Source organism: Pedococcus sp. 5OH_020 (assembly GCF_027812955.1).
GTDB lineage: Bacteria > Actinomycetota > Actinomycetes > Actinomycetales > Dermatophilaceae > Pedococcus.
Map to the genome: position 1 here is coordinate 274,195 of NZ_JAPYZV010000003.1, position 20,814 is coordinate 295,008.

23 protein-coding genes and 1 tRNA gene are annotated in these 20,814 nt (G+C 71.0%); 10 read left to right on the forward strand and 14 right to left on the reverse strand.

Going from position 1 to position 20,814, the window contains the following annotated elements:
- Window positions 1–80: 80 nt before the first annotated feature.
- Complete coding sequence (locus tag PHA84_RS06935; protein ID WP_270887371.1) at window positions 81–1,046, forward strand: serine/threonine-protein kinase; 966 nt, start codon at window positions 81–83, stop codon at window positions 1,044–1,046.
- 66 nt (window positions 1,047–1,112) lie between these two features.
- Here the strand turns inward: PHA84_RS06935 and PHA84_RS06940 are convergent, their stop codons facing one another.
- Window positions 1,113–2,273: a hypothetical protein gene (locus tag PHA84_RS06940; RefSeq protein ID WP_270887372.1), complete on the reverse strand. Its 1,161-nt coding sequence runs from the start codon at window positions 2,271–2,273 to the stop codon at window positions 1,113–1,115.
- 190 nt (window positions 2,274–2,463) lie between these two features.
- Entirely contained in the window at window positions 2,464–2,964 is a 501-nt protein-coding gene (locus tag PHA84_RS06945; RefSeq protein WP_270887373.1) for a YajQ family cyclic di-GMP-binding protein, read from the reverse strand.
- Window positions 2,965–3,053: 89 nt separating this feature from the next.
- Here PHA84_RS06945 and PHA84_RS06950 point away from each other — a divergent pair.
- Both PHA84_RS06950 and PHA84_RS06955 read left to right on the forward strand, forming a co-directional pair.
- Window positions 3,054–3,137: transfer RNA gene (locus PHA84_RS06950), tRNA-Tyr, on the forward strand.
- Between the two features lie 296 nt (window positions 3,138–3,433).
- Window positions 3,434–3,850, forward strand: coding sequence for a hypothetical protein (locus PHA84_RS06955; protein ID WP_270887374.1), 417 nt, complete (start codon window positions 3,434–3,436; stop codon window positions 3,848–3,850).
- A gap of 265 nt (window positions 3,851–4,115) precedes the next feature.
- On the opposite strand, the gene PHA84_RS06960 is transcribed toward PHA84_RS06955, so the two are convergent.
- Window positions 4,116–4,367: a helix-turn-helix domain-containing protein gene (locus PHA84_RS06960; protein ID WP_270887375.1), complete on the reverse strand. Its 252-nt coding sequence runs from the start codon at window positions 4,365–4,367 to the stop codon at window positions 4,116–4,118.
- The gene (locus PHA84_RS06965; protein ID WP_270887376.1) at window positions 4,367–4,939 is read right to left on the reverse strand and encodes a DUF2975 domain-containing protein; all 573 of its coding nucleotides are present in this window, start codon (window positions 4,937–4,939) and stop codon (window positions 4,367–4,369) included. Before PHA84_RS06965 ends, PHA84_RS06960 begins: the two co-directional genes overlap by 1 nt.
- Window positions 4,940–5,153: 214 nt before the next feature.
- Here PHA84_RS06965 and PHA84_RS06970 point away from each other — a divergent pair, with 214 nt between their 5' ends.
- Window positions 5,154–6,212 carry an NAD(P)H-binding protein gene (locus PHA84_RS06970; protein WP_270887377.1) on the forward strand — a complete coding sequence of 353 codons (1,059 nt, stop codon included), beginning with the start codon at window positions 5,154–5,156 and terminating at the stop codon, window positions 6,210–6,212.
- 33 nt (window positions 6,213–6,245) lie between these two features.
- Here PHA84_RS06970 and PHA84_RS06975 read toward each other — a convergent pair whose 3' ends face one another.
- Window positions 6,246–6,713, reverse strand: coding sequence for a hypothetical protein (locus tag PHA84_RS06975; protein ID WP_270887378.1), 468 nt, complete (start codon window positions 6,711–6,713; stop codon window positions 6,246–6,248).
- A gap of 78 nt (window positions 6,714–6,791) precedes the next feature.
- Between PHA84_RS06975 and PHA84_RS06980 the strand changes: the two genes are divergently transcribed.
- Entirely contained in the window at window positions 6,792–7,418 is a 627-nt protein-coding gene (locus PHA84_RS06980) for a TetR/AcrR family transcriptional regulator (RefSeq protein WP_270887379.1), read from the forward strand.
- 84 nt (window positions 7,419–7,502) lie between these two features.
- Here the strand turns inward: PHA84_RS06980 and PHA84_RS06985 are convergent, their stop codons facing one another.
- The 9 genes from PHA84_RS06985 to PHA84_RS07025 form a co-directional block, all read right to left on the reverse strand.
- Complete coding sequence (locus PHA84_RS06985) at window positions 7,503–8,420, reverse strand: 3-hydroxyacyl-CoA dehydrogenase family protein (protein ID WP_442952841.1); 918 nt, start codon at window positions 8,418–8,420, stop codon at window positions 7,503–7,505.
- A 48-nt stretch (window positions 8,421–8,468) separates the two neighbouring features.
- Entirely contained in the window at window positions 8,469–9,569 is a 1,101-nt protein-coding gene (paaE, locus tag PHA84_RS06990) for a 1,2-phenylacetyl-CoA epoxidase subunit PaaE (protein WP_270887380.1), read from the reverse strand.
- Between the two features lie 2 nt (window positions 9,570–9,571).
- A complete protein-coding gene (paaD, locus tag PHA84_RS06995; RefSeq protein ID WP_270887381.1) occupies window positions 9,572–10,153 on the reverse strand; it encodes a 1,2-phenylacetyl-CoA epoxidase subunit PaaD in 582 nt (193 codons plus the stop codon).
- Complete coding sequence (gene paaC, locus PHA84_RS07000; protein WP_270887382.1) at window positions 10,150–11,142, reverse strand: 1,2-phenylacetyl-CoA epoxidase subunit PaaC; 993 nt, start codon at window positions 11,140–11,142, stop codon at window positions 10,150–10,152. Before paaC ends, paaD begins: the two co-directional genes overlap by 4 nt.
- An 11-nt stretch (window positions 11,143–11,153) precedes the next feature.
- The gene (paaB, locus tag PHA84_RS07005; RefSeq protein ID WP_270887533.1) at window positions 11,154–11,420 is read right to left on the reverse strand and encodes a 1,2-phenylacetyl-CoA epoxidase subunit PaaB; all 267 of its coding nucleotides are present in this window, start codon (window positions 11,418–11,420) and stop codon (window positions 11,154–11,156) included.
- Window positions 11,421–11,521: 101 nt separating this feature from the next.
- Window positions 11,522–12,499: a 1,2-phenylacetyl-CoA epoxidase subunit PaaA gene (gene paaA, locus PHA84_RS07010; protein WP_270887383.1), complete on the reverse strand. Its 978-nt coding sequence runs from the start codon at window positions 12,497–12,499 to the stop codon at window positions 11,522–11,524.
- Between the two features lie 113 nt (window positions 12,500–12,612).
- Window positions 12,613–14,052 carry a tryptophan-rich sensory protein gene (locus PHA84_RS07015; RefSeq protein WP_270887384.1) on the reverse strand — a complete coding sequence of 480 codons (1,440 nt, stop codon included), beginning with the start codon at window positions 14,050–14,052 and terminating at the stop codon, window positions 12,613–12,615.
- A 4-nt stretch (window positions 14,053–14,056) separates the two neighbouring features.
- Window positions 14,057–14,779, reverse strand: a complete 723-nt coding sequence (locus PHA84_RS07020) for a CPBP family intramembrane glutamic endopeptidase (RefSeq protein WP_270887385.1) — start codon at window positions 14,777–14,779, stop codon at window positions 14,057–14,059.
- Between the two features lie 45 nt (window positions 14,780–14,824).
- Entirely contained in the window at window positions 14,825–15,412 is a 588-nt protein-coding gene (locus PHA84_RS07025) for a helix-turn-helix domain-containing protein (protein WP_270887386.1), read from the reverse strand.
- Window positions 15,413–15,552: 140 nt separating this feature from the next.
- Here PHA84_RS07025 and PHA84_RS07030 point away from each other — a divergent pair, with 140 nt between their 5' ends.
- Genes PHA84_RS07030 through PHA84_RS07050 form a run of 5 tightly spaced genes read left to right on the forward strand, consistent with a single transcriptional unit; the run spans window position 15,553 to window position 20,731 of the window.
- The gene (locus PHA84_RS07030) at window positions 15,553–16,479 is read left to right on the forward strand and encodes an ABC transporter substrate-binding protein (RefSeq protein WP_270887387.1); all 927 of its coding nucleotides are present in this window, start codon (window positions 15,553–15,555) and stop codon (window positions 16,477–16,479) included.
- 2 nt (window positions 16,480–16,481) lie between these two features.
- The gene (locus PHA84_RS07035; protein WP_270887388.1) at window positions 16,482–17,393 is read left to right on the forward strand and encodes an amino acid ABC transporter permease; all 912 of its coding nucleotides are present in this window, start codon (window positions 16,482–16,484) and stop codon (window positions 17,391–17,393) included.
- Between the two features lie 32 nt (window positions 17,394–17,425).
- Complete coding sequence (locus PHA84_RS07040; RefSeq protein WP_270887534.1) at window positions 17,426–18,178, forward strand: amino acid ABC transporter ATP-binding protein; 753 nt, start codon at window positions 17,426–17,428, stop codon at window positions 18,176–18,178.
- Between the two features lie 2 nt (window positions 18,179–18,180).
- Complete coding sequence (gene speB / locus PHA84_RS07045; RefSeq protein ID WP_270887389.1) at window positions 18,181–19,128, forward strand: agmatinase; 948 nt, start codon at window positions 18,181–18,183, stop codon at window positions 19,126–19,128.
- Complete coding sequence (locus tag PHA84_RS07050) at window positions 19,121–20,731, forward strand: thiamine pyrophosphate-binding protein (protein ID WP_270887390.1); 1,611 nt, start codon at window positions 19,121–19,123, stop codon at window positions 20,729–20,731. The genes speB and PHA84_RS07050 overlap by 8 nt, the downstream gene beginning before the upstream one ends.
- The last annotated feature ends 83 nt before the right edge of the window (window positions 20,732–20,814 follow it).

The following is a 20,814-nucleotide window of genomic DNA, read 5'->3' on the forward strand; positions in this document are numbered from 1 at the left end:
ACCCTTTGACGAGGCGAGGGTTTCCGGATGTCGGTTGACGTGCACCTCCGTCGACGGAGGTGTTGGGTGGAGTTCCCCAGATGAACAGGTTGCACGAGGGGTTTGTGCTCGGCGACCGCTACGTCCTGGGAGCCCGGATCGCCTCCGGTGGGATGGCGGATGTGTGGGCCGGCACCGACCAGGTGCTCCAGCGCACGGTAGCGGTGAAGGTGATGCGTCCGGACACCGGGCACGAGGAGCTGTTCGCACGGCGCTTTCGAGACGAGGCGGTGCACTCCGCCGCTCTGATGCATACGAACATCGCGACGCTGTTCGACTACGGCGAGGATGACGGGCTGGCGTTCCTCGTCATGGAGCTGGTGAAGGGCGAGCCGCTGTCCCTGCTGCTCAAGCGCCGGGGCCCGCTGGACCCTGCGGAGGTCCGCTCTCTCGTGGGCCAGGCCGCGCTCGCGCTGGGCGTGGCCCACGAGGCCCGCGTGGTCCACCGCGACATCAAGCCCGCCAACATTCTCGTTCGACCCGACGGTCTGGTGAAGCTGACGGACTTCGGGATCGCCCGGGCCCTGGACGCGGCGGGCCACACGCGGGCGGGGGAGATGCTCGGCACGCCGGACTACATCAGCCCCGAGCAGGCCCTCGGCGAGCCGGCGACGGGCGCCAGCGACCTGTATGCCCTTGGCGTCGTGGCCCACGAGATGCTCTCCGGCCGACGCCCCTTCGACCGGGGGACCCCGGTCGCCACAGCGCTCAGCCACGTGAACGAGCCGCCGCCGCCGCTGCCGGACGGGATCCCCGGCGACCTCGCCGACCTCGTCGACGACTGCCTCGCCAAGGACCCCGCCAACCGGCCGCCGAATGCTCGGGCGGTCGCCGCGCGGCTCGGGATCGGCGAGCACGAGATGGCTGGGCTGGCGCTCGGCCTGGCGAGCGCCCTCGACGACCGGGACGACCCCGACACCGACAGTGACGGCTCGGTGCTGCGGTTCCCGGACCTCGGTGGCCCGACCCTGGCGATGCCCGAGCGGGTTCAGCCCGGCACCGCCTGACCGTCCTCCAGACAGAGGTATGCCGCACGCGGAGCTTCGCGCGCGGCACACGTGTGTGGGCTCGCGTCAGGTGTGCTGCAGGCAGCCGCCACCTGTGCGGGCGAAGTCAGCGTTGCTGAACTCCTCCTGGGTCAGGTAGTGCCGCGGACCTATGACCTGGTTGTACAGCTGGCCAGGTGTGCCGCTGGTCGGGCCGAAGACGTAGGCGCACTCGTCGCCGTTCTCATAGCCGCTGGAGTCGTACCATCCGGTGACCGTGTCCGGGTCCGTGATCGCCTCCATGATCTCGTGGCTCGTGGGGCTGATCTCGACGTCGGCGTCCGGGTTGCCGTTGGGCGCTTGGATGCTGCCGAAGTCCTTCTCCGTGCCGCAGGTGTAGCCGACGGGCGAGCGGTAGATGGGGAACGGCATGTTCGCGTAGACGGTGCCGCTGCCGGCCTGGCTGTGGTAGGCGCAGTAGGCCGCGCTCGGCTGGTGGTTGATGGTGCAGAAGTTGGCCGCGGTCTTGGTCGACCCAGGATAGAAGCAGGACTCGACGTGCTTCGGCAGGAACATGACGTAGATGTGCGCGAGGTCGCGCGGCAGTCCGTGTGAGCTGACCACAGTATCCGTCTCGGCGATGATCTGGCCGTCGTCCAGGCACGCGTCGTAGCCGGAGCGGTCGGCGTAGATCTTCGACTTGTCGGATCCCTCGACAGAGCATCCGCTGGCGGGCAGGGGGTTGCTGTCGGTCAGCGCCGCACCCAGGGCCACCCGGTAGCGGATCGCGCCGTTGCTTCCGAAGTACTCCGTCAACGTCGAGTACACGTTGGTGCGCTGACCGCTCGCGGCCGCAACGTCCCCGAGGTACCTCGTGATGACGTTCTGGTAGTCGGCGGGGATCGCGTGTCCCCCCGGCGACCAGAAGATCGGCGTGACGACGACTGCTCCGGTGGAGTGTGTCCCCATAACGGGCCCGCCGTGGAAGAGCAGGGGCGGCGTTCCGATCGCGGGCTCGCTGGTGTGCTGGCAGCTGGCCTTCACAGCGACCGCGCGAGCGATGCCACCGAAGTGGCCGACCCGGGCCTTGGCGCCGGTGAGGTGGCCGCAGCTGGAAGCCGTTGACGGGTCCGGTGTGGCGCCGGCCACAGCTCCTGCTGCGGTGGCGCTCGCGACGGCAAGCAGGGCTGCCGCGGCGGCCCGGAGGGCTGGGCGCGTTCCACGGCCCAGCAGGGAGGTTCTCTTCACAGGTGCCCCTTGCGCGATGGTGACCCCCCTCGGCCGGTTGCCCGAGGGGCCGGGCGCGTCCCTGACGAAGCGAGCGAGGTCCGGCTCCAGCGACGTTCCCGCCGGGGTCGGTCCCTGTCAACAGCCATCCGGATGAGCCAGCCAGCGCCGTTGCCCCTGGCCAGCGGCAACGTGCCGCAGCCGCTGAGCCTCAGCGGTAGTTGGTGAACTGCAAGGCCAGGTCGAGGTCGTCCTTGCCTTTGAGCAGCGCTTGGACGGCCTGCAGGTCGTCGCGAGACTTGCTCGTCACCCGCAGCTCGTCGCCCTGGATCTGGGACTTGACCGACTTGGGCCCCTCCTCGCGGATGATCTTGCCGATCTTCTTGGCGTTCTCCTGCGAGATGCCTTCCTTGAGCCCGATCTCGAGCCGGTACTCCTTCCCCGAGAGGCGCGGGCCCGCCTCCGGGACGTCCAGGTGCTTGAGGGAGACCTTCCGCTTGACCAGCCACGTCTGGAACACGTCCAGCACCGCGTTGGCGCGGTCCTCGGTATTGGCCTTGATCACGACCTTGTCGTCCCCGCTGGCCTCGATCGAGGCACCCACGTTCTTGAAGTCGTACCGCGTCGCGACCTCTCGCGCGGCGCTGTTGAGCGCGTTGGCGACCTCCTGGTGGTCGATCTTGCTGACGATGTCGAACGAGCTGTCGGCCATGGTGGCGTGTCCTTCCTGGGGCAGGCCTGCGCGCGCGCCCGCCAGTTTCGGCAATCGTGGCTGTCCTTGCTATCCTTCCACGCGCACCAGGCAGGTTGCCCGAGCGGCCAATGGGAGTGGACTGTAAATCCATCGCGAAAGCTACGAAGGTTCGAATCCTTCACCTGCCACCAGTGCACGAACGGCCCCTGACCAGCACGTATGCCGGTCAGGGGCCCTTCTCGTAGACGTCGCGGGGTCCTGCTGTGATGCGCCGAAACCGGCCATCCACGGGGGGGGGGGGTACGTGGAGAATGCGTGGAGTGATGACTAGGTCCTACCGACTTCACTCGAAGGGGGAGGACCTGCTGGCGGCATTCGTCCGCGAACCTGGTGGGCAGGTCGGGAGCCCTGGCCGCGGGTGGCGCTGCCCCCAGTACCTTTGGGCGAACCTCGGGGACCGGGTGGCGACCAGCCGACGCAGCGCGGCGTGACCGATCGTGGCGGCGGACACCCCGCCGGACAGCGTCGAGGTCGTCTACAGGCCGCGGTTCACCTCGTCAGGGTCGCCGCCGGCGCCAAGGGTGTCCTCGAGAACGCTGCTCGTCGAGTCGTTGCCACCCCCGACCCCGTCGGTTCCTGTGGAGACGTCGTCGCCCTCGGCAAGGTCCGACACAGGGCCGGCACCCGCGTCCGCACCGCCATCAGCACCGCCATCAGCACCGCCATCAGCACCGCCATCAGCACCGCCATCCGCGCCGCCATCCGCGCCGCCATCAGCACCGCCCGCCATACCTTCCGCACCTCCGTCAGCTGGGCCGTGGCCGCCGCCTTGGAGGTCGCCGTCCTGACCGGTTCCGGTCGAGTCCATCGGGGTCTCGCTCATGGCACTACTCCCTTGGGTTGAGGTCACGACACGACCCTGTGTCGCGCTGCCATTCCTATTCCACAACGGCATCCACCGCTAGTGCACCTGGCCGGAAGCTGGCTCCAGCCCTGTTCCGGGCTGATGGCACAGCTCCTGTCGACTCAACCTTGGGTCCGTATGAGGGGACGTCTGCGGCGTCGAAGCGTGATGCCCAGGCGGGCCGAGCCCTCGCCGCAACGGTGTTACGGATGATCGACAATCCACGGCCACCCGGTCCACCGTCCCTTCTTGGGGGTCGGTGGTGCTAGGCGTCTGCACGCACGCCCCGGGGCGCATCTTCCGTGTGAGCGTCCTCGGCCTCCCAGCGCAGTAGGTCGCCTGGCTGGCACTCGAGCACCTCGCAGAGCGCCGCGAGCGTCGCGAAGCGCACCGCCTTGGCGCGGCCGTTCTTAAGTACCGACAGGTTGGCCGGCGTGATCCCGACGCGGCCCGCGAGCTCGCCCACGGACATCTTCCGCCTGGCCAGCATCACGTCGATATCGACGGCGATCGGCATCAGATCACGTCGTCCAGCTCTGCCCGCATCTGTGCCGCTTCGACGTCGCGCGCAACGGTCTGGGCGAGCAACATCCGCAGCACAAGCACGATGAGGGCGACCCCCAGAATGGCCACGCCGATCCCCACCATGACTACTGTGACGCCCGGGTCGGCCCGCTGGCCCGGCGCATTGAGGATGGTGACTGCGAACCAGACGAGCGCCAGCGCCACGATCGCGCCAATCAGGGCGTGCACGTACCGGAAGGCGGCGTCCGAGAACACGGTTCCGCGTCGCACCATCGTCACCAGCCGCCAAATGCAGACCAGGGCGACCTGCACCGACACCATGCCCAGGATCGTGGTCACGCGCAGCGGGGTCAGCGGGAGCGATCCATCCTCCGGGTCAGTGGCCAACGCCCACAGCAGAGATGCCTGTACGAACACCGTGCCGGCGAGCACCACAACGAGCACGGCACGCAGGGCGCGCACGGTCAGCTTTCCCATGACATCCTCCATCGTTTTACGATGAAAACGTATCGAGTTTCGATAGGCGACGCAAGCGCTGTCACGCGGGCGGCCGGAGATGTCCACGATCCCTGCGGCAACCGACGAAACCTGAGACGTGTGCGTCCGACCGTCGACATGGTCCGCGCACCCCGCGCCCGCCTGGCGGCGCCCACGGGACAGTGGCGCATGACGCCCACCCTGCGCGGGTCGTTTGACGTGGCGCATGACGCCCAGCCTGCGCGGGTAGTTTGACGTGGCGCGTGGCGCCCGCCGCGACGCCTCAGCGGAAGGGTGTCTCGTGCGAGTGACCGTGACGGGCGCCGGCGGCTACGTCGGGAGCCGACTGGTGCCGGCGCTCGTGGCCGACGGCCACGACGTGACCGCTACGTTCACCCACCTCGCGTCCGCTGATCGGTTCTGGTGGGCCGGTCGGGTCAGGGCCGTGCAGATGGATGTGCTGGACCGGGCAGCGGTCCGGCGGGCGTGCGCGGACGCCGAAGTCCTCTACTACCTGGTCCATGGCCTTGGGGGCGACGACTTCGCAGCCAGGGACCGCCAGGGCGCCTACAACGCTGCCCATGCGGCCGTGCGCTGCGGTGTCGGCCGCGTCGTCTACCTCGGAGGCCTGGTCCCCGACGTCCCGGACGAGGAGCTGTCTGCGCATCTGCGGTCTCGGCTCGAGGTGGAGGAGATCCTCACTGACTCCGGCGTGACCACCACGGCACTGCGGGCCGCCATGGTGGTGGGCAGCGGCTCGACGTCGTTCGAGATCATGCGCCAGCTCAGCGAGCATCTCCCCGTGCAGGTGCTCCCCAGCTGGATGCGCAGCGAGGTCGAGCCGGTCGCGGTCAACGACGTCGTCACGGCGCTCGTGGGTGCGCTCACCGCACCGGAGGTGAGCCGCGCCTACGACATCGGCAGCGGCGAGCGGATGCCGTACGCAGGGCTGCTGCGGCTGTACGCCGACCGTGCCGGGCTGACTCGCGTCCAGGTCAGCGTCCCGTTCCTGCCAACCCGGCTCGTGGGCCGGCTCGCGCCCGTTCTGACCGCCGCTCCGGCCTCCACGGTGCACACACTGGTGGAGAGCCTGCGCCACGACATGGTCTGTGGTGACCAGGACTTCCTCACCGACCTGCTGCCGGAGCGCTATGCGCTGACGTCTGTCGCCGACGCGGTGGACCGTGCCTTGGCGCTCCCGGACGCCCGCACGCCGGACGGTGACCGTGACATCGTCGGACCCCTGCGCTCGGATTCCCGTTGGGCAGGTGGCCAGGTGACCCGCGACGGCGACCGGCCGGTCCACCATCGCACCGGCAGTCGAGCGGACCTGCTCCTGGGCCCGCCGCCCGTGGCGTGACCAGCCGACCGCTGGCGAGCAGCGAGAGGCCGCTCAGGCGCGTGCTGCCTTGAGCTGGCGGTCCAGGTTGTGGCCGAAGCCCGCGCCCATGGCGGCAATGGCACCCTGCATCGACGCCTGCACGGCCGGACGGGCGATCCTCGGGAAGGGCAGGTCGACGCTGACCGCGAGCTCGATGGACAGCTTGGTTCCCGGACCGCTGTCGCTCAGCGCGTAGGTCCCCTCCACGCCGGCGCGCTCGCCGTCGACCGCTGCGTGGGTGTACCGGATGCGGTGGGTCGGCGTGAACTCCATCGACTCGGTGAAGGAGAGCCCGATGCTGTGTCCGAGCAGCTCGATCGGGGCCAGCTTCCAGAGCCAGGTGTCTCCGTGGTCCTCGATCGAGCGCACCATCGGCGTGAGCCTGGACACCTGCTTCGCGTCACGCAACACCGACCACACCGACTCACGGGCGAAGGGCACGATTCCTGTGGATCGCTTGGAGGCCGAGAAGACAGTCATGGGCTGATTCTGCGCCATGCCCCACGAGACCCGGCTGGTCCCCCCTGCGGACGCACCTCGGTGTGGGACTCTGGGGCCGTGAGTGACGCGGCCCCCACGGCCACCCCCCGCCGCGGACGTCCCGGGCATGACCAGGAGACCGTGCTGCGCCGCGCCGTCGACCTGTTCAACCAGCAGGGCTACGACGCCACGAGCATGGGCGACCTGGCGCGCGAGCTGGGCTTCAGCAAGTCCGCCATCTACCACCACGTCCCCAGCAAGGGCCATCTGCTCTCGGAGGCGCTCGACGAGGCGCTGGGCGCTCTGACGGAGGTCATCGAGGAGGCGAGCCGGGTCGAGCGCGGCACGGCGTACGAGCGCCTACGGGGTGCCGTCCGCAGGAGCGTCACCGTGCTGGTCGAGCACCAGCCCGCGGTCACGCTGCTGCTGCGCGTACGTGGCAACAGCGACATCGAGCTGGAGGCACTGCGGCGCCGCCGCGACATCGACGCCCGGCTCGCGGCGCTCGTGCAGTCCGCAGTGGACGAGGGGTCGCTGCGCAGCGACGTCCCGCCGGCCCTGGTCAGCCGGCTGCTGTTCGGGATGGTGAACTCGCTGGTGGAGTGGCACCGGCCCGACGGTCCCGCGGACGCGGACGCGCTCTCGCAGGCCATCACGACACTGGCCTTCGACGGGCTCGCCACCGGTTCGCCCCGCACCTCTTGACCTCCGCCGAGCCGACCGGCCACCCCGGCGCCTCACCGGAGCGCCCGCCCACCCCCACGCACTACCCCCACCTGACGACGCCCGTCACCAGTCGTAGAACCCTCGTCCGCTCTTCCGCCCGAGCTCACCCGCAGCCACCTTCTCGCGCAGGATGCGCGGCGGCTCGAAGCGGGGGCCGACCTCGGCCGCGAGGTGTTCGGCGATCGCGAGCCTGACATCGAGGCCGATGAGGTCGGTCGTCCGGAGCGGGCCGGTCGGATGCCGGTAGCCGAGCGTCATCGCACTGTCGATGTCCTCGGCGCTCGCGACGCCCTCCTCCACCATGCGCATCGCCTCCAGGGCCAGTGCGACGCCGAGCCGGCTGCTGGCGAAGCCGGGGGCGTCGCGCACGGTGATGGCCGTCTTGCCCAGTCCCTGCACCCAGGCGCGCGCCCGCTCCACCAGCTGCGGGGCGGTGCGCGGGCCCACGACGATCTCGACGAGGGCGCTGGCGGGGACGGGGTTGAAGAAGTGGAGCCCGACCAGCCGCTCTGGCGAGGGAAGCCGCGCAGCGAGGCGGTCGATGGACAGGGAGCTCGTGTTCGTGGCGAGCCAGGCGTCGGGGGCGACCGACGCCACCCGCTCCAGGACCTCACGCTTCAGGTCGGCGACCTCGGGGACCGCCTCGACGACGAGGTCGAGACCGGTCAGCTCCTGCGGTCGCTGGGTCGTCGTCAGCCGCGCGGCGGCCTCTTCGAGGGTGCTGGCCAACCGGCCTCGCTCGTCGGCTCGACGCAGGCTGCCGACCACCCGTTCGCGCGCGGCTGCCGCCGCGGTCTCGTCGCTCTCCACCACGACCACGGTGCATCCGACCGCGAGAAAGGCATGAGCGATCCCGGCCCCCATCCGGCCGCCACCGTAGACGCCGACTCCCCGCGGGAGCTCTCGGACGGCGGGCACACCGTCGTCAGGCGGGCTGGCGGATGAGCCAGCGGCCTCTGGTCTCGGGGCGTGGTGCGTCACGGCTCTCCTCTGGAAGCGGTCGGCTCAGGCGTCGGCGAGATCGTCGGCTCAGGCGTCGAAGTCGACGGTGACGCGGTCGCTGACGGGGAAGGTCTGGCACGTCAGGACGAAGCCCGCCGCGAGCTCACCCTTCTCCAGGGCATAGTTGCGCCGCAGGTCCACCTCTCCCTCGCGGACCAGAGCGCGGCACGTGCCGCATACGCCGCCCTTGCAGGCGAACGGCACATCGGAGCGGCTGGCCTGCGCGGAGTCGAGGATCGCCTTGCTGCGGGGCATCGCGGTGGTCGAGCTCACCCCGTCGAGCACTACGGTGACGTCGCTCGTCAGGCCCTCGACTGCGGGGTCCGGGCGGTGCAGCTCCGGCGGCGGCTCGTCGACGTAGAAGAGCTCAGAGTGCACCCGCTGCTGCGGCACACCGACGTCCCCGAGCACCTGCCTGGCGGTCTGCGTCATCTCGAACGGCCCACAGAGCCATACGTCGTCGACCTGGTGGACCGGCACGAGAAGCTCGAGCAGCCGGCGCAACCGGTGAGCATCCAGGCGGCCGGAGAAGAGCTCGACGTCCCGGGGCTCACGGGAAAGGACATGGATCAGCTGAAACCTGGCGCCGTAGCGGTTCTTGAGGTCCGCCAGCTCCTCCGCGAACATCACCGAGCCGGTGGTGCGGTTGCCGTAGACGAGGGTCACCTCGGCGTCGGGGTTGCTCAGCATGGTGCCGGCGATCGAGAGCACGGGCGTGATGCCCGACCCGGCGGCGATGCACAGGTGCCGGCCCCCGGTCGCCGGGTCGGCGCGGAAGCTGCCGGAGGGCGTCTGGACCTCGATCGCCGTCCCGGGCGTCACCTCGTGCACGAGCCAGTGCGAGAACAGGCCGTCCGGAATCTCCCGGACCCCGATCCGGGGCCGCTGCCCGGCGGGTGCACAGATGGAGTACGTGCGTCGCTCCTCCCGGCCGTCGATGACCCGTCGCAGCGTCAACGACTGTCCCGCGGCGAAGGCGTACGCGGCCGCCAGCTCCGGCGGAACGTCGAAGCTGACGGCCACCGCGTCCTCCGTCAGGCGCTCCACCGAGTGCACCGTCAGGGTGTGGAACGTCGGCGCGGTACGGGGCTTGCGTGGCAGCAGCAGCGAGCCGGGGGACGGGCTCATCCTCAGATCTCCTTGACGTGCTCGAAAGGCTCCCGACACCTCGTGCACCGGTAGAGCGCCTTGCACGCGGTCGCGCCGAACTCCGACGTCAGCTCTACGTCGTCGCAGGCGCACCTGGGGCACCGCACCCGGCGCACCGTCGGCTGCAGCGTCAGCGGCACGGAGCCACCTCGCGCGGGCGCCGGCCCAGGAGCGGAAAGGCCGTGGGCGGCCAGGGCCCGCCGTCCCCGCTCCGTGATCCAGTCGCTCGACCAGGCAGGGGACAGCGACACCCTCACCGTCGCCTCCAGACCGCCCTCCTGCAGCACGCGGAGGAGGTCGTCGCGCATCGTGGCCATCGCCGGACATCCCATGTAGGTCGGAGTGATGGTCACGACGACCCGGCGCTTCTCGGTGACCTCCACCGAGCGCAGCACGCCGAGGTCGGCCAGTGTGAGCATCGGCATCTCAGGGTCTGTCACACGTGCTGCGAGCAGGCGCGCACGCTCCCGCAGCTGCTCGACGTCGGGGCGGCTCTGCACGACTGCGGCCAGCTTCGGCGCGACTCCGGGCCGTCTCCCGAGCGTGCGCGCGGCGCCGGTCACCACTGCCCCATGGGGTGGGCGCGCGCCACGACCTGCATCTCGGCCAGCAGCAGGCTCAGGGCTTCGGCGTGCACGCCGTCGCGTCCGCGCCGTCCCTGCCCACCGGCCAGTGGCGCCGGGCTCGGCTCCTCGACGCCCGCGGCGGTGAGGACCTGACCCAGCACGGCCGTCACGTCGTCGCGAACGGTGGCGGGGTCAACCCCGACCCCCGCCGCTGCCAGGGCGACCTCGACCGGCTCGCCGAGGAGGAGCTCGGCGAAGAAGGGCCACACGTGCGCCACGGCCGCGTCGAGGCGGCGTCGCGACTCAGGCGTGCCCTGGGCGAGGGTGACGAACCAGCGGGCCGCATAGTCGCGGTGGTAGGTCAGCTCGTTGACGCCCTTGGCGGCGACCGCCGCGAGGACGTGGTCACGGCTGTCGCGCAGACGCTCGAACACGGCCAGGCGCACACTGGAGAGCAGGAGCTGCTTGACGGTCGTCACCGCGAAGTCGCCGTTGTCGAGCTCCACCAGGCGCACGTTGCGAAAGGCACCGTCCGGGCGGAAGAACGCCAGCGCGTCCTCCGGAGGCACCGGTGACCCGGCCGGGAGCGGCGGCACGACTCCGGGGTCCGCGGCCGCCGCGCGGGCCAGGAGCAGCCTGGCCTGGCCGAGCAGGTCGAGCGCCATGTTCGACAGGGCGATGTCCTCCTCCAGGTCCGGGGCGCGGCTGCACCACTGGCCCAGCCGCTGTGAGGCGACGAGGGCGTCGTCGGCCAGCATCAGGCAGTACGTCGCAAGCTGCCGCGGGTCCACGCCGTCCGGGATGGCGGTGTCCACGCCGGCCAGCGGGTCCTCGAAGTCGGTCCCGAAGGCCCAGTGCGACGGGTCCCCGCCGAGCAGGCCGTCATAGACGGACCCGTGCTCCTCGACCGGGCTCGGCGCGGGGTGCGAGCGTAGGTGCACGAGGTCGTCGGCGACCGCCTGGATGGCGTCGAGCTCTTCTGGCATGGAGTCCGGCCTCACATATGGGGGACGTCGGCGGGGATGTCGTAGAACGTGGGATGCCGGTAGACCTTGTCCCCGCTCGGGGCGAACAGCGGGTCTTTCTCGTCCGGGCTGGACGCCGCGATGTCGCTGGACCGGACGACCCAGATGCTGACGCCTTCGTTGCGCCGCGTGTACACGTCGCGGGCGTGCCGCAGCGCCATCTCGTCGTCCGGCGCGTGCAGCGACCCGACGTGGACGTGGTTCAGGCCGCGCTTGCCGCGGACGAACACCTCGTACAGCGGCCACTCCGCCCGGACGCGTGGCTCGCCAGCGGTGTGACTCTGCGCGGTTTCACGACTCTCGGGCGTCTGAGGGGCTCGAGCGGCCGGGGACTGCTGGCTCACGCTGGACCTCCCTGCGCGCGGAGCTGCCGCTCGGCGTACGCCAGGGCGGCCTCGCGCACCCAGGCTCCCTCGTCGTGAGCCTTGCGCCGGTGGGCGATCCGCTGGGCGTTGCAGGGGCCGTTGCCCCTGACCACCTGGGCGAACTCGGCCCAGTCGGGCTGTCCGAAGTCGTGCGCACCTCGCTCCGGGTTCCATCGCAGCTGCGGGTCGGGGAGCCGCACCCCCAAGGCCTCGGCCTGGGGGACGGTCATGTCGACGAAGCGCTGCCGCAGCTCGTCGTTGCTGTTGCGCTTGATACCCCAGGCCATCGACTGCGCCGAGTTCGGGGAGTCCGCGTCCGGCGGGCCGAACATCATCAGGGCTGGCCACCAAAACCGGTCCACCGACTCCTGCACCATCGCCCGCTGCTCGTCCGTGCCGCGCATCATCGTCATCAGGAGCTCGAAACCCTGGCGCTGGTGGAAGGACTCCTCCTTGCAGATGCGGATCATCGCGCGACCGTAGGGGCCGTAGGAGGTACGGCACAGGGGGACCTGGTTGCAGATGGCCGCGCCGTCGACCAGCCACCCGATCGTGCCCACATCGGCGTACGACAGGGCCGGGTAGTTGAAGATGGAGGAGTACTTCTGCTCCCCGGACAGCAGCTTCTCCGTCAGCTCGCCCCGGCTCACGCCGAGCGTCTCGCAGGCGGAGTACAGGTACAGTCCGTGCCCCGCCTCGTCCTGGACCTTCGCGAGCAGGATCGCCTTGCGCCGCAAGGACGGCGCACGTCCGACCCAGGCGCCTTCCGGCTGCATCCCGATGATCTCGGAGTGAGCGTGCTGGGCCACCTGACGTACCAGCGTGCGGCGGTACCCGGGCGGCATCCAGTCCCGCGGCTCGATGCGGTCACCGTGCTCGATCGTGGCGTCGAACTGCGACTGCAGGCCCGCGTCGTCGACGCCTTCACGGGTCCGGGTGGTGGTGTCCGTCACTGGTCCTCCAACGGGGCGCGACCGGCAATAACTGACCGAGCGGTCGGTATTAGTCTCGCAGGTGTGGGCCCACGTTCGCAACCACGGTATGCCGCGGCGCGGCCGTGCGGGGCTCAGCGCCCCACGTTGCGCCGGGCGATCGCCGCGGTGAGGACCGTGGCGAAGCCGCACCAGGCGGCATACGCACCCAGCGCGGTGGCCTTGCCGCGACCCGTGGGCCGCACCCGCCGCGCGAGGTCTGCGGCGCTCAGCGTCAGCAGGGCGCCTTCTGCAGCGGCCAGCCACGGCCGCCGGGCTCGGAAGAAGAGCCCCGTCCACCCCACGTTCAGCACGAGGTTGACCGCGAGGGCGCGTACGAGGCGGCCGGCGTCCTCGTGTCGGCCCGACTCCGCCAGCTCGGTGGACGCCGCGGCGCCGACCAGCGCAACGTCGGAGTACAGGGCCGTCCACACCACCGGGAACACCGAGGCGGACGGCTGCCACGACGGCAGGTCGAGGCCGCGGTACCAGCGCGAGCCCGGGTCGGTGAGGACGGACCCGGCCAGGGCCGCCGCTCCCGCTGCTCCGGCGGTCCGCGCGACCGTCCTACGCCAGCGTCGCGGGTCCACCTCGGCGACCGCCGTCCGCACCGCCGCCTCGAACCCGGTGCGTCCGGCGGGCGGCGGTCCGGTCAGCTCCAGAAGGTCCTCCTCCCGGCAGACGGCCTCGTGCACGAGGCTGCCCACCAGCGGCCGGGCGATCCCCGCCGAGATGGGCGTCACCACGGCGACCCACAGCCCTGCGAGGCGCGGCGTGAGCACCGGGACGGTTGCGATCCAGCGCCGCCCCAGACCGACTGCCCGGGCATAGCCCTTCATCATCTGCGCGTAGGTGAGGACGTCCGGACCTCCCACGTCGAAGGTCCGGTTGGAGCCCGCCGGCAGGTCCGCGGACGCTGCGAGATAGTGCACCACGTCGTCGATGGCGATCGGCTGGATGCGGTTGCGCAGCCACTTCGGGGCCACCACGGCGGGCAGCCTCTCGGTGAGGTGGCGCAGCATGTCGAACGACGCCGAGCCGTCGCCCAGGACCACACCTGCCTGCAGGACGGTGGCCGGGACGGGGCAGTCGAGGAAGATCCGGCCCACCTCCACCCGCGAGGCGAGATGCTCCGAGAGCTCCCCCTCGGGGTGGAGCCCACCCAGGTAGACGATGCGCTGCGTCCCCTGCGACTCGGCTGCCTTGGCGAACGCCGCCGCCAGGGCGCGGTCGCGGCTGACGAAGTCCCCCTTGCCGTCCATGGAGTGGAGCAGGTAGTAGGCGACCTCCGTCCCGGCCAGGGCGCGTCGGAGGTCCTGCTGGCGGGTGGCGTCCCCTTCCACGACCTCCACGTCCTGGGCCCAGGTGCGGCCCTCGAGTCCTCGACGGCTCCTGGTGAGCACCCGCACGGCGAAGCCGCGGCCCAGCAGTTCCGGCACCAGAGCGCCGCCGACGTACCCCGTCGCGCCGGTGACGAGGACCCTGCGGACGCCCTTGGTGGTCGTGGGCTCGGTGGCGATGTGGGCGGCGGTCATACGCTCAGCTTCCTGCGGAGAGGACGGAGGGAAGCAGGAGCAGCATGCCCAGGCTCCACGTCAGATGGATGATGGCCGGACCCAGGATGCCTCCGGTCACGCGACGCTGGAGCGCCGTGAGCATGCCGAGCAGGGCCGCCGCGAGGACCAGCAGGGGGATCCCCGTGCCGACGGTGGTCAGGCTGTACACCACCGTCGTGACGAGTACGGCGTGCCGGCGCCCGACCGCCGCGTAGAGCGCCCCGCGGAAGTACAGCTCCTCGGCGATGCCGTTGACGGCAGTGATGAGGACGATCACGGGGAGCGAGCCGAGCCGGGCATGGTCCAGCAGGCGGTCGACCGGCGCGCGCAGGCTCGGCACCCTCGCGACGACGAGGCCGCCGGCCAGGAAGACCGCCAGCAGGAGAGCCCCCAGTGCCAGGGACTGCACCACGGGACGACGGGCGGCTTCACCCGCGCGGCTGTTCGCCCGACCCAGGTGCAGCGGGCCGGAGGCGACCGCGCCCACCGCCCAGACCGCCGCCAGCCCCACGGTCGCTGGGTAGAACAGCGTGTCGCCCGGCCTGATCCGAAGCGCCAGACCCAGGACGACCGCTCCGACCACCAGCGTCACGGTGGCCACGACCCGTCGTCGCCGGAAGGCCCGGTCCGACTCCTGGTGGTCTCGGGGGACCGGCAGCACCAGGGCGGCGCGCAGGAACGCCCCCAGCTCGCGCAGCGGGTTCACGAGTGGGAACCCGCGCAGGCCATGGCACCAGCGTAGGTGGACGGCTCAGCTGCTGCCGCTCCACGGTGCCGGAGCGAGGACCCACACCATCTCGGCGACGCGGCTGCTGCTCGAGTTGACCCAGGTGTGCGGCTCGCCCCCGGGAAACGTCAGGGCGTCTCCCGCGGTGAGCCGCTGCTGCCGGTCCGCGAGCAGGAGGTCAACCGAGCCCTTGAGCACGTAGAGGACCTCGATCTCGCAGTTGATGGTGTACAGCTCGGACCCGCCGGTGGCTCCGGGCTCGGCCGTGGTGTGCACGAGCTGGACCCGGCTCTGGCCGCGGGGCGTCATCAGAGCCTCTCGGACCCCGGTCCCGCCAAGGTTGATGGCGGGGGCCGTGTCACGCCGCACCAGCGCCACCTCAGGGGCGTTGAACAGTGACCCGACGTCGATGCTCATCACCTCGCAGAGTGCGATGAGGGACGCGACGCTCAAGGAGGTCTCGTCGCGCTCGACTCGCGACAGGAAGCCCTTGGTGAGCCCTACGGCGCTCGCGAGCTGCTCGAGCGTGTAGCCGGCGCCCTTGCGGGCCGCTCGCAGCCGGGCGCCGATCCGCACCCCGTCGTGGGTCGGCTCGACGGGGACGGGACGCATGGCCGCAGTGTCCTCTCTGTGGGACTGTCCCGGGCTCCGACACGCATTCTCGGCGAAACCCTTGACAGACGAACGGGTCTGCCCGATTGTCGTATAGAACAACGTTTGTTGTCTAGTAAGCAACCTCCCAGGAGATCCCCATGCGGCTTCGCTCCCCACTCCTCGCCACCTGCGCCGCCGCAGCCGCCCTGGTGGCCGGCTGCGCCGCCCCGGACGCCGGCACCGGCGCCGCAGGCTCGTCCTCCTCGTCCTCAGGCGGCGCGTCTGCGTCGCCGACCGCCCTCGCCAGGGACGACTCCATCAACGGCATGCTCCCTGCGGCCATCAAGCAGTCGGGGACGGTCCGGGTCGCCTCGGGGGTCAGCTTCCCGCCCATGGAGTACTTCGACACGGACAACGCCACGGTGCTGGGTTTCGACGCCGACCTCGGGGCGGCCCTGGGCCAGGTGATGGGTGTCAAGCTGAAGTTCCAGAACACGAACTTCGACGGGATCATCGGGGGCCTCGACGCAGGTCGCTACGACCTGGCCCTGACGAGCATGATCGACAAGAAGGCGCGCCAGGCGACCGTGGACTTCGTGGACTACCTCAGCTCCGGAGTGTCCTTCATGGTGGCCAAGGGAAACCCCAAGGGGCTCAAGGCGCAGACCGACCTGTGCGGGAAGACCGTCGCCGTCGAGAAGTCCTCCACCGGTGACCTGTCCGTCGACGACATCTCCAAGGAGTGCACCACGGCAGGCAAGCAGGCAGTGAAGAAGCAGCCGTTCCCCGACCAGGCCAGTGCCGTGCAGGCACTGCAGTCCGGGCGTGCCGACGCTGTGGCCGCCCTCGACCTGACCCTCGCGTACAACGTCAAGCAGACGGCCAACGCCTTCGAGGTCCCGGCCAAGCCCTTCGGCACGCTGCCGGTCGGCATTCCGGTGCCGAAGAAGGACCCGCAGCTGCGTGACGCGGTGCAGGCGGCGCTGAAGAAGGTCCAGGAGTCCGGCACCTACGACCAGCTGCTGGCCAAGTGGAACCTCAAGGACCAGGCCCTGACCGGGGCACCCCTCAACACCGGGAAGTGACCATGTCCAGCCCGTCCGTGACGCAGGCCCCGCCGGGGTATGCCGACGAGCCGGTCGTCCGGCTGCGGCACCCCGGCCGCTGGGTGGCCGCCGCAGTCGTCGTCGTGCTCGCCGCGATGTTCCTGCACTTCGTCGCCACGACGCCGCAGCTGCGACCCGACCTGGTGCTCGGCTACCTGTTCGAGCGCTCCATCCTGCGCGGGCTGCTGGTGACCATCGAGCTGACGGCGGTCGCGATGGTCGTCGGCATCGTGCTGGGAACGCTGCTGGCCGTCATGCGGCTGTCGGACAACCCGTTGCTGCGCTGGGTGGCCGGTGGCTACGTAGGGCTCTTCCGCGGCACACCGATCCTGGTGCAGCTGTTGTTCTGGTTCTTCCTGGGGACCGTCCTGCCGCGGGTGAGCCTTGGCGTGCCGTTCGGTCCCGAGCTAGTCTCCGTGTCCACCAACACGCTGATCACCCAGTTCGCCGCGGCCATCCTCGGGCTGGGCCTGAACGAGGCGGCGTACATGGCGGAGATCGTCCGAGCCGGCATCGGCGCGGTGGACCGGGGCCAGACGGAGGCGGCGCAGGCCCTGGGCATGAGCCCGGGACTGAGCTACCGCCGAGTCGTCCTTCCGCAGGCGGCGAGGGTCATCGTGCCGCCCACTGCCAACGAGCTCATCTCGATGCTCAAGCTGACCTCCCTCTGTCTCGTCATCGGGCTTCCGGAGCTGCTCACCACCGCCCAGCTCATCTACGGCCGCAACTTCCAGCAGATCCCGCTGCTCATCGTGGCCAGCATCTGGTACCTCGTCCTCACGACGCTGCTGTCCATCGTGCAGGCCCGCGTCGAGCGGCGGATGAACCGCGGGGTGGCCGGTGCCTCGCCGCGCCGCAGGACCCGGCCGGCCCTGTCGGGGGTGCGGCCGTGACGACCCGTCCGCTCGCCGACGCGGCGGCGCCCATGGTGGAGGCCCTGGCGGTGCGAAAGTCCTTCGGCGACAACGAGGTCCTCAAGGGGATCGACCTCACCGTCGGGCACGGAGAGGTCGTCTCGCTGCTGGGGCCCTCCGGCTCCGGCAAGTCGACCCTGCTGCGCTGCATCAACCATCTGGAGACGCTCGACGGCGGTGAGATCAGCGTCAACGGCCACCTGGTCGGATACCGGCGCCACGGCGGGAAGAAGTACGAGATGCGCCCCCGCGAGGTCGCGGCCGCCCGCCGCGACGTCGGCATGGTCTTCCAGCGATTCAACCTCTTCCCGCACCTGACCGCCCTGGAGAACGTCATGGAGGCGCCGGTCTTCGTCAAGGGCGTCGGTCGCGCACAGGCGCGTGAGCAGGCCCACGAGCTGCTGCGGCGGGTGGGCCTGCCGGACAAGCCCGCGGCATACCCGTTCCAGCTCTCAGGGGGCCAGCAGCAGCGCGTGGCGATCGCTCGGGCCCTGGCCATGCGACCCAGCCTCATGCTGTTCGACGAGCCCACCTCCGCCCTGGACCCGGAGCTGGTGGGGGAGGTGCTCGACGTCATGCGCGGGCTGGCTCGCGACGGCATGACGATGATCGTCGTCACGCACGAGATCGGCTTCGCCCGGGAGGTCTGCGACCGCGTCGTGTTCATGGACGGCGGCGTCGTCGTCGAGGAGGGCGACCCCGCCCAGGTCCTCACCCGCCCCACCCACGCCCGTACCCGCAACTTCCTCTCCAAGGTGCTCTGACCATGACGAACCGTGGCCCTGTCGACGCGACCATCACCCCCCGGTACGCCGGGCCGAGCACCTTCGCCCGGCTGCCCCGGCTCGACGAGGTGGAACGCGCTGACGTCGCCGTCGTCGGGGTGCCGTTCGACTCCGGCGTGAGCTACCGACCCGGCGCCCGGTTCGGCCCCGCGCACGTGCGTGCCTCCTCCAAGCTGCTCCGCGGCTTCAACCCCGTGCAGGAGGTCGAACCCTTTGCGGTGCAACAGGTCGCCGACGCGGGCGACATCGCGGTCAACCCGTTCGACATCCAGGAGGCGGTGCGGCAGATCGAGGCCGCGGCCCGCGACCTCGTCGGCACGGGAGCCCGGCTCCTGACCATCGGCGGCGACCACACGATCGCGCTGCCCCTGCTGCGCGTGATGGAGGAGCTGCACGGCCCGGTGGCGGTGGTCCACTTCGACGCCCACCTCGACACCTGGGACACCTACTTCGGCGCGCCGGTCACCCACGGGACGCCCTTCCGCAGGGCCAGCGAGGAGGGGCTGATCGACAAGACCGCCAGCATGCACGTCGGCATCCGGGGACCGCTGTACTCCCCGGAGGACCTCAGTGACGACCAGGTACTGGGGTTCCAGGTCATCGGCTGTCACGACATGGACGACCTCGGCTGGCGGGGCGCGGTGGAGCGGATCAGGGAGCGGGTCGGCTCCGCCCCGGTGTACGTCTCCCTCGACATCGACGTGCTCGACCCCGCCTTCGCCCCGGGCACCGGCACGCCGGAGGCGGGCGGCCTCACCAGCCGTGAGCTGCTCAACATCCTGCGGTCGTTCGCCGATCTCAACCTCGTCGGCGCGGACATCGTTGAGGTTGCGCCCGCCTACGACCATGCTGAGGTGACCGGCATCGCCGCAGCCCATGCGGCGTACGAGCTCGTGAGCGCGATGGCACCACGAGGTGCCCATGCGTGACAGGGTGACCGGCGGCGCCGCCGTGGTCGACTCACTCGAGGCCCATGGCGTCCGCCACGTCTTCGGCATCCCCGGTACCCACAGCCTGGAGCTCTACCGCTCACTGCCCGGCTCGGGGATCCGCCACATCGTCACCCGTCACGAGCAGGGCGCCGGGTACGCCGCGGACTCCTACGCCCGGGTCAGCGGCCGGCCGGGCGTCGTCTTCACGACGTCCGGGCCGGGCATCACCAACGCCGTGACCGCCCTGGCCACCGCGTATGCCGACTCCGTGCCGGTGCTGGCGGTGTCGCCCGGCGTGCCCCGGGGCATGGTGGGGGCCGACGTGGGGTGGCTGCACGAGGTGAAGAACCAGCAGGCCGCCCTCGACGCCGTCACGGCGCGCAGCATCCGGGTCGAGAGCGCCGACGACATCCCGGACGCGCTCGCGGACGTCTTCCACGGCTTCGCCTCGCGACGCCCTCGGCCCGTGCACCTCGAGGTGCCGGTCGACGTCCTGGAAGGGCCGTGGTGCGCCAGCCCCTGTCCGGTGCGCGAACCCACCCGACCGGCCGCTCACCCCCCGTCCGCCGGCGAGCCGCACGTCGCGGCTGTCGTCGACGCGCTGGTGGCCTCGTCCAGGCCGGCGCTGTGGCTCGGTGGGGGCGCCCGCGGCGCCGCGGCGTCCGTCGCCGCCCTGGCCGACCTCGGCATTCCGGTCGTCACGACGGTCGCGGGCAAGGGCATCCTCGACGAGACCCACGGCAGCTCGCTGGGCGCCGCAGCGCGCCTCGCCGGAGCACACCGGCTCGTCAACGACGCGGACCTCCTCATCGTCGTGGGCTCGGAGGTGGGAGACTCCGACACCTGGGGCGGGACGCTCGCGCCCGGCCGCGCGGGTGAGCGGACGGTCGTGCGCATCGACCTCGACCCGGCGCAGCTGGCCAAGAACCTCGTCGCCGACCTCACGGTCCAGGGCGACGCGGCGGAGGTCCTCGCGGAGGTCGCACGAGCCGCAGGCACCGCACGACCCGATGGCTGGGACCGCGACCGCGGCAAGCAGGCTCGGGTGACCCTGGACGCCGAGGCGGCAGAGCTCGGCGCCCCGTGGGAGCCGATCCAGCGGGTCCTGTCCGAGGCGCTGCCTCCCGAGACGGTGGTCGCCGGAGACAGCTCGCAGGTGACCTACCTCGGGACCGTGCACACGTGGCCGATGGGGCCGCGGGGCCGTCTCGTCTACCCCACCGGCTACGCGACCCTCGGGTACGGCCTGCCGGCCGCCATCGGAGCCAAGGTCGCCCAGCCGGAGCGCCCCGTCGTCGCGCTGTTCGGTGACGGCGCCGCGATGTTCTCCATCCAGGAGCTGATGACGGCGGTCGAGCAGCGGCTCCCGATCCCCGTGGTCGTGGTCGACAACGGCGGCTACGCCGAGATCCGTGAGCAGATGGTGGACCGCGACATCACCCCTCAGGCGGTCGACCTGGTCGGACCGGACTTCCCAGCGCTCGCACGGGCGATGGGCGCTGCCGGGGTCGCTGCCCCCTCGGTGGAGTCCCTGGCTGACCTGGTGCCGGCGGCACTCGTCGCGGACCGGCCGACGCTGGTCCACCTCCGGCACGGCTGACGGCCCGGAGGCGCCGGCGCATTACTGGCGAGTCACCGAACATCGGTGGCAGGCTCAGGGCGGTGGCCCGTGCGCGGGTCACG

Bases quoted from the DNA above. Each gene is read 5' to 3' on its own strand.
- PHA84_RS07040 (WP_270887534.1), top strand. From the start codon at position 17,426: ATGGTGGAGGCCCTGGCGGTGCGAAAGTCCTTCGGCGACAACGAGGTC.
- paaE (WP_270887380.1), bottom strand. From the start codon at position 9,569: ATGAGCCCGTCCCCCGGCTCGCTGCTGCTGCCACGCAAGCCCCGTACC.
- PHA84_RS07030 (WP_270887387.1), top strand. From the start codon at position 15,553: ATGCGGCTTCGCTCCCCACTCCTCGCCACCTGCGCCGCCGCAGCCGCC.
- paaC (WP_270887382.1), bottom strand. From the start codon at position 11,142: ATGCCAGAAGAGCTCGACGCCATCCAGGCGGTCGCCGACGACCTCGTG.
- PHA84_RS07035 (WP_270887388.1), top strand. From the start codon at position 16,482: ATGTCCAGCCCGTCCGTGACGCAGGCCCCGCCGGGGTATGCCGACGAG.
- PHA84_RS06975 (WP_270887378.1), bottom strand. From the start codon at position 6,713: ATGACTGTCTTCTCGGCCTCCAAGCGATCCACAGGAATCGTGCCCTTC.
- PHA84_RS06945 (WP_270887373.1), bottom strand. From the start codon at position 2,964: ATGGCCGACAGCTCGTTCGACATCGTCAGCAAGATCGACCACCAGGAG.
- PHA84_RS07025 (WP_270887386.1), bottom strand. From the start codon at position 15,412: ATGCGTCCCGTCCCCGTCGAGCCGACCCACGACGGGGTGCGGATCGGC.
- PHA84_RS07015 (WP_270887384.1), bottom strand. From the start codon at position 14,052: ATGACCGCCGCCCACATCGCCACCGAGCCCACGACCACCAAGGGCGTC.
- PHA84_RS06935 (WP_270887371.1), top strand. From the start codon at position 81: ATGAACAGGTTGCACGAGGGGTTTGTGCTCGGCGACCGCTACGTCCTG.
- speB (WP_270887389.1), top strand. From the start codon at position 18,181: ATGACGAACCGTGGCCCTGTCGACGCGACCATCACCCCCCGGTACGCC.
- PHA84_RS07050 (WP_270887390.1), top strand. From the start codon at position 19,121: ATGCGTGACAGGGTGACCGGCGGCGCCGCCGTGGTCGACTCACTCGAG.
- PHA84_RS06960 (WP_270887375.1), bottom strand. From the start codon at position 4,367: ATGCCGATCGCCGTCGATATCGACGTGATGCTGGCCAGGCGGAAGATG.